This is a genomic window from Arcicella sp. LKC2W, assembly GCF_034931005.1.
Lineage (GTDB): Bacteria > Bacteroidota > Bacteroidia > Cytophagales > Spirosomataceae > Arcicella.
Map to the genome: position 1 here is coordinate 1 of NZ_JAYGIN010000034.1, position 13,047 is coordinate 13,047.

General features: G+C 34.7%; 12 protein-coding genes. 9 read left to right on the forward strand and 3 right to left on the reverse strand.

Going from position 1 to position 13,047, the window contains the following annotated elements:
* Positions 1-198: 198 nt before the first annotated feature.
* The 5 genes from VB796_RS21830 to VB796_RS21850 all read left to right on the forward strand — a co-directional run bounded on the left by VB796_RS21830 (position 199) and on the right by VB796_RS21850 (position 3,456).
* Entirely contained in the window at positions 199-765 is a 567-nt protein-coding gene (locus tag VB796_RS21830) for a YeeE/YedE family protein (RefSeq protein ID WP_323348716.1), read from the forward strand.
* A gap of 1 nt (position 766) precedes the next feature.
* Positions 767-1,249: a DUF6691 family protein gene (locus VB796_RS21835; protein ID WP_323348717.1), complete on the forward strand. Its 483-nt coding sequence runs from the start codon at positions 767-769 to the stop codon at positions 1,247-1,249.
* A gap of 2 nt (positions 1,250-1,251) precedes the next feature.
* A complete protein-coding gene (locus VB796_RS21840; protein ID WP_323348718.1) occupies positions 1,252-1,881 on the forward strand; it encodes a class I SAM-dependent methyltransferase in 630 nt (209 codons plus the stop codon).
* Positions 1,882-2,082: 201 nt separating this feature from the next.
* Positions 2,083-2,961, forward strand: a complete 879-nt coding sequence (locus VB796_RS21845; protein WP_323348719.1) for an AraC family transcriptional regulator — start codon at positions 2,083-2,085, stop codon at positions 2,959-2,961.
* A gap of 66 nt (positions 2,962-3,027) precedes the next feature.
* Positions 3,028-3,456: a DUF983 domain-containing protein gene (locus VB796_RS21850; protein ID WP_323348720.1), complete on the forward strand. Its 429-nt coding sequence runs from the start codon at positions 3,028-3,030 to the stop codon at positions 3,454-3,456.
* A 61-nt stretch (positions 3,457-3,517) separates the two neighbouring features.
* On the opposite strand, the gene VB796_RS21855 is transcribed toward VB796_RS21850, so the two are convergent.
* Positions 3,518-4,540 carry a LacI family DNA-binding transcriptional regulator gene (locus VB796_RS21855; protein ID WP_323348721.1) on the reverse strand — a complete coding sequence of 341 codons (1,023 nt, stop codon included), beginning with the start codon at positions 4,538-4,540 and terminating at the stop codon, positions 3,518-3,520.
* Between the two features lie 297 nt (positions 4,541-4,837).
* On the opposite strand from VB796_RS21855, the gene uxuA reads away from it, so the two are divergent.
* From uxuA to VB796_RS21875, 4 genes are all read left to right on the forward strand, one after another.
* Positions 4,838-6,061 carry a mannonate dehydratase gene (uxuA, locus tag VB796_RS21860; RefSeq protein WP_323348722.1) on the forward strand — a complete coding sequence of 408 codons (1,224 nt, stop codon included), beginning with the start codon at positions 4,838-4,840 and terminating at the stop codon, positions 6,059-6,061.
* A 20-nt stretch (positions 6,062-6,081) separates the two neighbouring features.
* Positions 6,082-8,178: an alpha-glucuronidase family glycosyl hydrolase gene (locus VB796_RS21865; protein ID WP_323348723.1), complete on the forward strand. Its 2,097-nt coding sequence runs from the start codon at positions 6,082-6,084 to the stop codon at positions 8,176-8,178.
* 24 nt (positions 8,179-8,202) lie between these two features.
* Entirely contained in the window at positions 8,203-9,012 is an 810-nt protein-coding gene (locus tag VB796_RS21870) for an SDR family oxidoreductase (protein ID WP_323348724.1), read from the forward strand.
* A 233-nt stretch (positions 9,013-9,245) separates the two neighbouring features.
* Positions 9,246-10,289: a glycoside hydrolase family 43 protein gene (locus VB796_RS21875; RefSeq protein ID WP_323348725.1), complete on the forward strand. Its 1,044-nt coding sequence runs from the start codon at positions 9,246-9,248 to the stop codon at positions 10,287-10,289.
* A gap of 243 nt (positions 10,290-10,532) precedes the next feature.
* On the opposite strand, the gene VB796_RS21880 is transcribed toward VB796_RS21875, so the two are convergent.
* A complete protein-coding gene (locus VB796_RS21880) occupies positions 10,533-11,681 on the reverse strand; it encodes a Gfo/Idh/MocA family oxidoreductase (protein WP_323348726.1) in 1,149 nt (382 codons plus the stop codon).
* A complete protein-coding gene (locus tag VB796_RS21885) occupies positions 11,671-13,029 on the reverse strand; it encodes a putative oxidoreductase C-terminal domain-containing protein (RefSeq protein WP_323348761.1) in 1,359 nt (452 codons plus the stop codon). Before VB796_RS21885 ends, VB796_RS21880 begins: the two co-directional genes overlap by 11 nt.
* Between the last annotated feature and the right edge of the window lie 18 nt (positions 13,030-13,047).

A 13,047-nucleotide genomic window follows, 5' to 3' on the forward strand; every position in this document is an offset into this window, starting at 1 on the left:
TAAAATGAATATTTACGTCGATGAAAGAACAATTAACAAACAAAAATTTGGACAACAACTTGGACTTTTCTAAGTTTACAAATAATCAAAAAAGTCAACCTATTTTAGGACGGGACACAATTAACCAATTAACCAATAACCAATTAACCAATAACCAATAACCAATAACCAATAACCAATTAAAAATCCCCACTAAAAATGTTAGAATTAATTCGCCAACCTTGGCATTGGGCTTTTGCGGGAGTCCTCATTGGGCTTACCGTCCCCACATTATTACTCATTGGTAATAAATCATTTGGTATTTCATCAAGTCTCAGACACATTTGTGCGGCTTGTTTACCTGCCAACATTCCATTTTTTAAATACGATTGGAAGAAAGAAGCATGGAATCTTTTTTTTGTTTTTGGTGTGTTAATTGGTGGTTTTGTCGCTACTAATTTCTTGTCGAATCCAGATGAAATTGTTGTTAATCCTGCCACAATAGCAGACTTAAAAGCACTTGGCATTACAGATTTTAGTCACTTAATGCCCCAAGATTTATTTAGCGTAGAGAATATTTTTACATTAAAAGGCTTGATTTTCTTTGTAATTGGCGGTTTTATGGTTGGTTTTGGTACTCGTTATGCAGGCGGATGTACTTCGGGTCATGCCATTATGGGTATTTCAAATTTGCAAATTCCATCAATTATTGCTACTTGTTGTTTCATGATTGGCGGTTTTGTAATGACAAATCTTCTTTTACCATTAATTTTTAAATTGTTTTAACATGAAAAATATACAAATAGAACATCCACTTGAATGTGAAGCTCCCAACGAACAAATCAAAAAGGAAAGTTTGTGGTCAAATCTTAAATATGCCTTTGTGGGAATGTTGTTCGGAATTGTCTTTGTAAAAGCAGAAATCATTTCATGGTTTAGAATCCAAGAAATGTTTCGGTTACAATCCTTCTTTATGTACGGTGTCATTGGCACGGCGGTAATAGTAGGGATAATTTCGGTTTTCTTGATTAAGAAATTGAATATCAAAACGTTGACTGGAGAGAAGGTAATATTTCATGATAAGACTTTTAATAAAGGTCAGATTTATGGAGGATTAATTTTTGGACTCGGTTGGGCAATCACTGGAGCTTGTCCTGGCCCATTGTTCGCACAAATCGGAAGTGGATTCTTTGTGGTTTTTATTACTTTTTTAAGTGCTTTAGCAGGAACTTGGACTTACGGATATTTTAGAGATAAACTCCCTCATTAATTATGGAAAATTCATTAAAAGCTCATTGGGAAACTGTTTTTACCACAAAACAATCCCATGAAGTTAGTTGGACGCAAGACGTACCAACCACATCAATTGATTTAATTAAAAGCTATCAATTACCCAAAACTGCCAAAATAATTGATATTGGTGGAGGAGATAGCAAATTGGTTGATTATTTATTAGAGGAAGGGTTTGAGGATATTTCCGTTTTGGATATTTCGGCGAATGCTTTGGAACGTGCTAAAAATCGTTTGGGTGAAAACGCCGATAAAATTTCGTGGATAGTTTCAGACATCAATGATTTTAAGCCAAATGAAAAATATGATGTTTGGCATGATAGAGCTGCCTTTCATTTTTTGACAACAACCGAAGAAATTAAGAATTATGTAGAAACCGCCAGTCAAGCCGTTTCAAGTTTTATGACGATTGGGACTTTCTCTGAAAATGGACCAACCAAGTGTAGTGGACTTGAAATAAAGCAATATTCCGAACGTGAACTTGAAAGTAAATTGTCCGAAAGTTTTAGTAAAATTAAGTGTTTTCAAGAAAATCATGTCACGCCCTTCAATACTGAGCAGAATTTCTTGTTTTGTAGTTTTAAGAAAATTGAAATTAAGTATTTGGAATAAATAAATTGATATTGTGTAGGGGCGTATCGCATACGCCCACATCTCGACTTTTTGGGCGTATGCGATACGCCCCTACGTCATGATGACAATATTTAATATTATTAATTAATTTGTTATTCTTACTTATGAGTTGAAATGTGGGAATAAAATCTATTTTGCTTGTATTTTTGGAAAGTAAAGTACAATTCTTTCCTCCAAATCATGAGCAAAAAAATACCGAGTTATTCCATTGAAGAGATTAATCGTTGTGCTGAGTTAGTGGCAATGGATTTTGATATTCGGAGATTGGAAATTCATATTTTAAATCCCAATAATTTAAAATTCCCACATCGGCACGATTTCTATAATCTTATTTTTATTACCGAAGGAAGCGGAACACATGACATAGATTTTAAGCAATATGGAATTCAGCCCAATCAGTTATTTTTTATGGATGATTGCCAAGTGCATGAATGGGAACTGCAAAATATAAAAGGTTTTACGCTTTTTTTCAAGAAGGAGTTTTACGAAGTTGATGAGAAATCTTTATTACTTCAAACGTTGCCGTTCTTTAATAATAGCGATAATGATTTACCTGTTGTTGTTTTCAATAAAAATGAATCACAAATAATTCAAGCTATTTTTGAAGAAATATTATTAGAATTTCAACAGAAAAATGCTCATTATCAGCAACTTATCAAAGTTAAGTTGAAATCTTTATTGCTTTATTCATTGAGAGCTTACAAACCTTTGTACCAAGGAAGTAGTTCTGATTTGAATATTTCAAAAATTAGAAGTTTTGAAAAAATGATAGAAAAGCATTTTGTCAAGTTAAAATCTGTGAAAGATTATGCTGATTTATTGAACATTACGCCCAATTATTTGAATGCTATTTGTAACAAAACAACAGGAAAGTCGGCAGGAGAATTGATTAGAAAACGGATTGTTTTGGAAGCCAAACGTCTATTAATTCACACTACATTATCGGTTTGCGAAATGGCTTTTGCTTTGGGTTATCATGATTGTTCGTATTTTATTCGTGTTTTTAAGAATGATACAGGTCAAACGCCAGACCAATTTAGAGTAATTGCTCGTTCATAATTTCATAAAATAAGTAAATTGTACCATATCAACGTTAAAAAATACCGAATCTTTGACATAAAATAGATGTTTTATCTGTACATCAAACTCAATAATGATATGTACAAAGAATCGAAATTTTATAGCATTTTTAATAATAAATGTCCCGTTTGCCATGAAGGTGATTTTTTTCAAGTCAGTAGTGCTTATGATTTGAAAAAATTTGATAAAATGCACGAAAAATGCCCTTCTTGTGGGGAAAGATATGAAAAAGAACCTGGTTATTTTACAGGTTCAATGTACATTAGTTACACATTTATGGTGGCTTTTATGGTAACGTGTTTTGTAGGTTTTGTCGGGATATTCGATTTTGAAATATATTATGTATTGGGTGGAGTAGTGCTTGGAATGGTGGTTTTATTACCCATTTTTTTCCGTCTTGCTCGACTTGTTTGGATAAATTTATTTGTAGATTACAATAAAGAAAAAGCTCAACAAGTGGTAAAAATTGCCTAAATAAAATGCCAACTATCTGATTAATGGATAGTTGGCATTTTACTAAATTTAAAATAGTTTTTCAAACTTTTCTTTCAGATGAATCCCTAATAATCAATTCCGATTTGAGTACAATATAATTAGTGTGTCCAATATCCATTAATCCATTCAAGTGATTTATCATACTTTTGGCTGCAATTTCACCCATTTCTTTTCCAGGATAATAAACTGTAGAGAGTGAAGGTGTGATGATTTCAGTTAGAGGGTCATTATTAAAACCAACTATTGCAATATCATTCGGGATAGAATACCCTAATTTTTTGAGTTCGCCCATACAAGTTACCGCACAAAAATCATTCGTTACAAAGATTCCATCAATGATTTCTTGAGATTCTTTTATTGCTTTGACAACTGTTCTTCCTGCCTCAGTTGTCAAATCTGTGACAAATACATTCTCCTCTTTAAAAGGCATTTCAAACTCTTCAAGGGCTTGTTTGTAGCCTTTCAGACGGTCGGCATAAACATTCCGTTTTAAATTTCCTGTCACATGAATAATATTCTTACAACCTTGTTCCAGCAGATGTTTTGTAGCATCATAACCGCCTTTAATATTATCAATGACGATGTTGAGACATTCAGATTTATCCAGAGTACGGTCGAAGAAAATAAGGGGAATTTTTTTATCAATAAAAGATTTAAAGTGTTCGTAGCCTTCGGTATCGTAAGAAACTGAAACCATTAAACCGTCCACTCTGCTATTAAACATGGTTTTTACATTAGAAATTTCTTTTTTGAAAGACTCTAAAGATTGTGTAATTAAAAGATTATAGCCCGCTTCATTCGCCACTTTCTCCATGCCTGCCAATATGGTTGACATCAAGGTACTGTTTAATCTTGGTACAATTACACCGATTGTATTCGTTTTTTGTTTCCGTAAATTGCTGGCAAATTTATTGGAACGATAGCCCAATTCTTCCGCTTTGGCATTAATTAATGCCTTCGTATTTGAACTGATGGCATCATGATTATTTAATGCTCGACTTACAGTTGCTGGAGAAATATTTAAGGAAATGGCAATGTCATAAATGGTGATTTCTTTACTCATACGTATAAAATTAATTGCCTAAAAATGGTAAAATTTGTTTTTTCTGAAACAGGTTCAAAATCAAATTTAAGATAAATAATCGAATTCCCCTTCTTTTCTTATGTTCATTCTATTTTGTAAAAGTTACCATGAAATATTTGGATAAAATATTGACCTTATTTCATGCAATCGGTTGCAAAAGCTGAAAAGTAGGTTGATATTTACATTCAAAATAAATATAATTATAAAAAGAGATATTTTTGCTTTTATAGTAATACGGCTTAAAGTCTGTATTGCTAATACTAAATGTGAAAGATTATGATAGAAACAATGCGTTGGTTTGGTCCAAATGACCCCGTTTCACTGATGGATATTCGACAGGCAGGTTGCACAGGTGTGGTAAGTGCTTTGCATCAAATTCCTGTCGGTGAAGTTTGGCAAGTGAATGATATTTTAGAAAGAATAAATATTATTCAAGCTGAAAATGAGCAATTTACACCTTTAACATGGGACGTAGTTGAAAGTTTACCTGTACACGAAGATATTAAAAAAGGTTTGCCAAGCCGTGAAAAATACATTTCAAATTACCAAGAATCACTTAGAAATTTGGCTCAATGTGGTATCAGAACAGTTTGTTACAATTTCATGCCTGTTTTAGATTGGTCAAGAACTAACCTAAACTACCAAATGCCTGATGGCTCTTTGGCTTTGCGTTTTGTGTGGGAAGATTTTGCCATTTTTGATTTACATATTCTCAAAAGACCCAATGCGGTCAATGATTATACCACTGAGGTACAAGAATCGGCAAAAAAGAAATTTGAGTCGATGTCTCAAGAAGAAATTAATACCTTAAAAAATACGGCATTATTGGGTTTGCCAGGGTCAGAAGAAGCTTTTGAATTAGATAAATTTCAAGGACTTTTAGATAATTATAAGCATATTGGAGATGCCGAATTAAGGCAAAACCTTTATTATTTTATTCAACAAATTGCCCCAATTGCGGAGGAATTGGGCATAAATCTATGTATTCACCCTGATGACCCACCGAAGCCTTTGTTGGGTTTGCCGAGAGTGGTAAGTACCGAAAACGATTTAGCTCAGTTGATGCAAGCCTATCATCATCCTGCCAATGGGATTACTTTCTGTACAGGTTCTTTGGGTGTTAGAGAGGATAATGATTTGCCCCAAATAATCCGACGATTTGGCAATAGAATTCATTTTATACATCTCCGAAGCACAACAAGAGAAGATAATCCACTCAATTTTCATGAAGCAGACCACTTGACTGGCGACGTTGATATGTATGCCGTTATCAAAGCATTAGTTTTAGAAGAAAAAAGACGAAAACAAAGTGGAGAACCGATATTCAATATTCCAATGCGACCCGACCACGGACACCAAATGCTGGATGATTTGCAGGAACGAGAGGCGAACCGCAAAACTTATCCTGGATATTCTGCCATCGGTCGCTTGAAAGGATTAGCGGAATTGAGAGGTTTAGCATTAGGAATTATCCGCAGTTTAGAAGAACCATCAAAATGAAAACACTAAATACCCAAATAATGAAGACGATACTCAATAAAGGAATCATTTTATTTTTAACAGTTATACTATTTCAAGCTAAAGCAGATGACGGTTATCGGCTTTGGTTGAAATATGATTTGTTGAAAAATAGTAACAAAGTTGCTGAATATAAGCGTTTTAGTGGTTTTATTAAGAATCAATTTCCAACAACGCCCATCATACAAACAGCCGAAAACGAACTTAAAAAAGGTTTATCGGGGCTATTAGGCGTTACTTTTTCCAAAACTATAAAAACGTCGGGTGGAATCATTTTTCAGAGAGATAATTCTATACCAAAAGAAGGTTTCAGAATAGAGGCGAAAAATGGAAATATCGTTATTTCTGCCCAAGACGATAAAGGAATTTTGTATGGTTCTTTTGAATTATTGCGACAAATTCAAACGGAAAATACAATTTCAAACATTAATTTTTCAAGTTCACCTAAAATTCAACTACGAATGTTGAATCATTGGGATAATGTTTTGGGAACAATTGAACGTGGATATGCAGGTTCTTCGCTTTGGAAATGGTACGAATTACCCGAAAATATTGACCCACGATACATTGAATATGCTCGTGCTAATGCTTCAATTGGGATTAATGCGGTGGTTTTGAACAATGTAAATGCCAGTGCGAGATTTTTGACGAAAGAATATTTAGCGAAAGTAAAAGCCTTAGCAGATGTATTTCGTCCTTATGGTATTCAAGTTTTTTTGTCTATAAATTTTGCATCTCCTAAGATTTTAGGAAAACTTAAAAATTCTGACCCACTCGAACCAGAAGTTAAGCAGTGGTGGAATGAAAAAGCAAAGGAAGTGTATAGCTTTATTCCAGATTTTGGTGGCTTTTTAGTTAAAGCAAATTCGGAAGGTGAACCTGGCCCGCAGGAATTTGGTAGAACGCACGCCGACGGTGCCAATATGTTGGCAGAAGCCGTAAAACCTTTTAACGGTTTAGTTATTTGGCGTGCATTTGTGTACGGCCCAAATCCAAAAGGAGATAGATATAAAGAGGCTTTTAATGAATTTAAACCTTTGGATGGTCAATTTGCAAAGAATGTAATTGTTCAAGTAAAAAATGGCCCTATTGATTTTATGCCACGTGAGCCATTTCATCCGCTTTTTGGGGCGATGCCAAAAACTCCTTTGGCGATGGAATTTCAAATTACACAAGAATATATAGGCTTCTCTACAAATCTTGTTTTTTTACCATCACTCTTTAAAGAAGTCTTAGAATCAGATACTTATGTAAATGGAAAAGGTTCGACGGTGGCAAAAGTCGTGGATGGTTCGGTTCATAATTATCCAATAACGGCAATTGCTGGGGTTGCCAATACTGGTTCAGATAGAAATTGGACGGGGCATTTTATGTCGCAAGCAAATTGGTATGGTTACGGACGTTTGGCTTGGAATCACGAGATTTCTTCGGAACAAATTGCGGAGGAATGGACAAAAATGACCTTAACGAAGGATGTAAATTCGCAGAAAATTATTAAAAATATCCTTTTGTCGTCAAGAGAAACGTATGTGAATTTTACTAATCCATTAGGCTTGCATCACATCATGGGACAAGGAATTCATTTTGGCATGGAACCTTGGTTGGAAAAAAGTGCCAGACCTGACTGGACAGCTATTTATTATCACCGTGCTGATTCATTGGGGATTGGCTTTGACCGTACTGCCAATGGAAGTAATGCTCTGGGACTGTATGCCAAAGAAGTTCAAAATCAATGGAATAACCCTCAAACCTGCGATTTGAGATATTTACTTTGGTTTCATCATGTTTCTTGGAATCAAAAATTATCGACAGGTAAAACTCTTTGGGACGAATTATGTACTCGTTATTATTCAGGAGTTTCTGAGGTTGAAAAACTTCAAAATGATTGGTCGAAAGTAAAAGGAAATGTTGATGAAGAAGTTTTTGAAGATGTAAAAGGACGTTTGTCTGCACAACATCGAGAAGCTTTAAATTGGCGAGATGCCTGTGTTTTGTATTTTCAAACACATTCAAAACAACCCATTCCTGTTCCATTCATTAAGCCAGAGAGAACTTTGGAAGAAATGAAAAAAATCGTAGAAATTTACCAATTGAAATAAGTTATTAAAATATTAAAAATAAACATGGACAACATTGTAAATAACATAGATTCAATAGAAAATAATAACTCAATTTTTGCTAATATTTTCTCTTTGAAAGGAAAAATTGCTCTAATTACAGGCGGAGGAAGCGGTATTGGTTACGATATCGCAGAATGTATGGTGGCTTCGGGGGCTACCGTTGTTATCACAGGAAGAAGAGAATTTGCTTTGAAAGAAGCAATCGATAAATTGGGCAAAAATGCTCATTATGTAGTGAATGATGTTACCGAATTAGAAAAATTAGAAGGTTTAGTTGCCGAAATTGAAAGCCGATTTGGAACTATTGATATTTTGGTGAATAATGCAGGTATTAACATGAAAAAACCTGCATTAGAGGTAACTGATGAGGATTTTAGCAAAATTATTCATACAAACCTTAGTGCAGTTTTTGCTTTGACTCGTGCTGTTGCCAAAGGAATGGTTGCTCGCCAAAGTGGTTCTATCATCATGATTTCATCAATGGCGGCTTATTACGGAATTGACCGTGTGGTTGCTTATGCAGCTTCAAAATCGGGCGTAGAAGGAATGGTAAAAGTATTGGCTTCGGAGTTTTCAAAATTCAATGTTAGAATCAATGCTATTGCCCCAGGTTTTATCGAAACAAGCATGATGAAAACCGCTATGGGTAGCGACCCTGACCGTATGAATAGAGCTTTGAACCGTACACCAATGGCAAAATTTGGTAAACCTGCCGATATTGGTTGGGCAGCCGTTTTCTTGGCTTCTGAAGGTGCGGGTTACATTACAGGAGCTTCGTTACCTGTTGATGGTGGAAATTCAATTGGATTCTAAGAGGGATAACCGAAGTAAGTAATAGGGCAAAATAAAACACTTTTTTGAAATCCAAGAAACCATTGATAATCGTGATTCTTAATTTGTCATTGTACTTATCTCTACTTTGATACTTTATAATTTGTCCTCAAAAGAGGCATAGGCTCGGGAAATTTTGTAGCCCCGAAATTTATTTTGGGGAAATAACGAAGTAGGTTCCTTGTTTCAATCATTTACAAAAATAAAATTTATTCATGAAGAATCGTCATTTATCAGTTTTTGCGGTATTAGCGTCGTTATCCAACACAATAGATGCTCAAAATGTAGAAAAAAAGCCAATTTCTCAGCCTTTAGTTTCTCATATTTATACTGCTGACCCTTCTGCTCATGTTTTTAATGGTAAAATCTATATTTATCCTTCACATGACATAGAATCAGGGGTGAAAGCTGATGCAGATGGAAATCATTTTGATATGAAGGATTTTCGGATTTTGTCAATGGATAACATTGGTGGAAAAGTGAAAGATAATGGCGTTGCTCTGTCAATTAAAGATATTCCTTGGGCAAAACGACAACTTTGGGCTCCTGATGCCACCGCAAAAAAGGGTATATATTATTTGTATTTTCCTGTAAAAGATAAGGACGATATTTTTAGAATTGGTGTGGCAAGTAGTAAAAAACCTATTGGACCTTTCAAAGCAGAAGCTACCCCAATTAAAGGAAGTTATAGTATTGACCCCGCCGTTTTTAAAGATAGCGATGATAGCTATTATTTGTATTTTGGAGGAATTTCTGGAGGACAATTGCAACGATGGAAAGACAATCAATATCTTGAAAATGCTGAAATGGCAAAGAAAAATGAACTTGCTCATTTACCAAGAATAGCCAAGTTGTCAGCGAATATGAAAGAGTTTTCGGAGGAGGTTAAGGAAATTAAAATTGTCGATGAAAAGGGCAACGTGTTCAAAGAATCCGATAACGATAAACGATTTTTTGAAGCTGCTTGGGTGCATAAGTACAGAGGGAAATATTATTTTTCTTATTCTACGGGCGACACTCATAATATTTGTTACGCCATTGCTGACAATCCTTATGGCCCTTTTACCTATAAAGGAGTGGTGCTAAAACCTGTACAAGGCTGGACGAGCCACCATTCCATTATCCAAAAAGGAGGGAAGTGGTATTTGTTTTACCATGATGTTCAATTGTCTGGTCAAACTCATTTACGAAATGTAAAAGTTACAGAATTGAAATACAATCCTGACGGAACAATACAAACCATTGACGCTTATAAATAAATTTCGGAACTATCTACAATTTGTCGCAGAATAAAATTAGACCACAGATTGTACTGATTCAACGGATTTACATGTATAAATTTAAAGAAAATCAGTGTAAATCTGTTTTATCCGTGGTCTAATTTTGTCTTGCGACAAATAGTAGATAATTCCGATAAATTTTGTGCTTTAAAATGCGAAAAACCAGCTCCTAAAAGTTGGTTTTTCGCATTTTAAAGAGGAATATTAGGCTGACATTTATTCTTACTTTAACGCTAATTTTTTAGCAAATTTTTGAGCTTTCAGCGATAGTTCTGTTGCTAAAAAACAATGGTCTTGCGACATTGCCGTTTCGGTTCTGTTTACAATATCATCAACCAATTGTCCCCCGAAAGGTAGTATTTCAGCATTACAATCAATAAATTTGGTTTCTTTGTTATTTACCAAGTATAAATTATTGCCTGTATCACGATTGGCGATGTCGATATTTTTGCGAATTTCAATGTAACCTTCTGTCCCTAAGATAGTTAATCTGCCGTCTCCCCAAGTTTTGAGTCCGTCTGGCGTAAACCAATCCACCCGAATATAACCAGTTCCTTTATCTCCTCTCAACATTAAATCACCAAAATCTTCAAAAAGTGGAAATTCTGGGTGATTCACATTCCCAATTTGTGAGGAAACAACCTCCGCAGAAGTTGAGCCTGTAAAAAACAAAAACTGGTCGCATTGGTGCGAACCAATATCCGTGATGATTCCACCAAATTTATTCTTATCAAAAAACCAATCAGGACGACTTTTGGTGTTCATTTTATGAGGCCCCATGCCAATCGTTTGGACAACTTTTCCAATAGCCCCAGATTTTACCAATTCACCTGCTTTGACAGTCGCTTTATTTTCAAAACGCTCGCTAAACATAATTGAATAAATCCGTTTGGTTGCTTTTTGTACTTTTCTAACTTCTGCTAAATCTTCGAGTGTGGTAATACCTGGTTTATCTGATAAGAAATCCTTACCATTTTTCATTGCTCTAATTCCTAATTTGGCTCTTTCGCTCGCTATTCCAGACGTTAAAATCAATTGTATTGAATTGTCTTCTAAAATTTCCTTTTCGTCTTTTGCCTGTTTTACTTGTGGATATTTTTTGACAAAGTTTGCTAATAAATCAGCTTCTTTAGCGTAAACCGCCACTAATTCGCCACCACCACGAGTAACCGCTTCAACCATTCCATAAATATGACTATGATTAATGCCAATCACTGAAAATTTAATTCTTGGGGCAATATTTTTGAGAAAAGCAGGTACTTCAATCTGACTTGTTTTGGCAGAAATATCTTGAATAATACTTGGTGAAAGTACAATACCTGCTGCACCTGTTAAGCTATTTTTTAAGAAATTACGACGATTATTTTCCATGTTGTTTTTTACCTTTTTGAGCCATTTTTAGGGCTTGAGTTGTTGTATAATATTTGGCAATCATGTTTGGTACTTCCCATGATGGTAATTTGCCTTTTTTGAGATATTCGAAATACTTTTCGGTAACTCTGCCAAAATGTGCTTCGTGACCCTCTTTGTATTTTTCGGGGATTTCTACTTCCCAACCTTTGGCATTTTTCTTTAATGCTATGCCTTGAAATTTGGCTTGGATGAGTTTTAAACTTTGCATTAACTCATTTTCATATTGTTGGGAGTTTATAATAGGCTCAATGTACAATGTTGGCTTATAATTTTGCTCTTTTCCTTGACGAATTATCAAGTTTGCTTTTGTACCCCGCATAATTGAATAATGCGTATCGCCACCACCTTCGGGAGCTTTAAACGCCCAAATTACCGATGCTTTTGCATGAACGCCTTTCAATTGATAATTAATTTCTCCGTTTGAAAACACCTTTAATAAAGTATCATTTACCACATCTTTCTTTAAATAATCGGGGAAAGTTTGTGTCTTTGTGATGGTTTTAAATTGACTTAAAGTCATATCAGTTGTCCAATGATGAGCTTCATTTATTTTAATATCTTTCTGATAATCAATGATTTGATTTGGGAAGCACTCCCACTGAATTAAATCAACTAAATGGGTTGTGACATCTACAATTCCTTCGCCTTGCTGATTGACATCCATAAACCATGATGGACGAGTTAAGACACTTCCAGACACATATTTATAGAAATGATGAACGCTTTCTTTGGTTACGGCAGGGTTTTCCAAAGTACCTTTTTCAAGTTTTCCAAATACGGCTGAAATCATCGAAAATTCCTTTTGTAGCATCGTACTGATTTCATAACGTTCGGTCATAATATCGTACAATAAAACCTTCTTTTTCGTAGCATTGGCAAAAGTCTTTTTCAGTTTTTCAAAGTCTTTCCCATTGATAATCATAGGTTTATCTGCTAAAACATTAAAACCTGCGTTGACAGATTTTTCAAGATAATCAGACTTTATTCGATTATTTCCTGCAATTACTACAATGTTTCCAGCTTTTTCAGCTAACATTTTTTGAAAATAATCGCTATCTGTATATACTTTTTCTTGCCAATTGGTTGGTTGTTCTTTTCGATTATTATAAGAATTAATTCTGTCTAAATGAAAATTAACATCCGCACCCGTAGGAGCATACACGTGTACCAGCGGACTAACTTCTGGATACATACTTTTTTGTACCAAAGCCGCATGAAAATGACCAGGGTCGAGCGTAATTAACTTAAAGTCTTTTGAGGTTTGGGAATATCCAACTGTTGAAAGTATGGATAATCCCAAAGTCATTTTAATTGAAAATTGTGT

What these genes read in the sequence shown, in the direction of transcription:
- VB796_RS21830 (WP_323348716.1), top strand. Translation starts at nt 199, where the DNA reads ATGTTAGAATTAATTCGCCAACCTTGGCATTGGGCTTTTGCGGGAGTC.
- VB796_RS21835 (WP_323348717.1), top strand. Translation starts at nt 767, where the DNA reads ATGAAAAATATACAAATAGAACATCCACTTGAATGTGAAGCTCCCAAC.
- VB796_RS21840 (WP_323348718.1), top strand. Translation starts at nt 1,252, where the DNA reads ATGGAAAATTCATTAAAAGCTCATTGGGAAACTGTTTTTACCACAAAA.
- VB796_RS21845 (WP_323348719.1), top strand. Translation starts at nt 2,083, where the DNA reads ATGAGCAAAAAAATACCGAGTTATTCCATTGAAGAGATTAATCGTTGT.
- VB796_RS21850 (WP_323348720.1), top strand. Translation starts at nt 3,028, where the DNA reads ATGTTTTATCTGTACATCAAACTCAATAATGATATGTACAAAGAATCG.
- VB796_RS21855 (WP_323348721.1), bottom strand. Translation starts at nt 4,540, where the DNA reads ATGAGTAAAGAAATCACCATTTATGACATTGCCATTTCCTTAAATATT.
- uxuA (WP_323348722.1), top strand. Translation starts at nt 4,838, where the DNA reads ATGATAGAAACAATGCGTTGGTTTGGTCCAAATGACCCCGTTTCACTG.
- VB796_RS21865 (WP_323348723.1), top strand. Translation starts at nt 6,082, where the DNA reads ATGAAGACGATACTCAATAAAGGAATCATTTTATTTTTAACAGTTATA.
- VB796_RS21870 (WP_323348724.1), top strand. Translation starts at nt 8,203, where the DNA reads ATGGACAACATTGTAAATAACATAGATTCAATAGAAAATAATAACTCA.
- VB796_RS21875 (WP_323348725.1), top strand. Translation starts at nt 9,246, where the DNA reads ATGAAGAATCGTCATTTATCAGTTTTTGCGGTATTAGCGTCGTTATCC.
- VB796_RS21880 (WP_323348726.1), bottom strand. Translation starts at nt 11,681, where the DNA reads ATGGAAAATAATCGTCGTAATTTCTTAAAAAATAGCTTAACAGGTGCA.
- VB796_RS21885 (WP_323348761.1), bottom strand. Translation starts at nt 13,029, where the DNA reads ATGACTTTGGGATTATCCATACTTTCAACAGTTGGATATTCCCAAACC.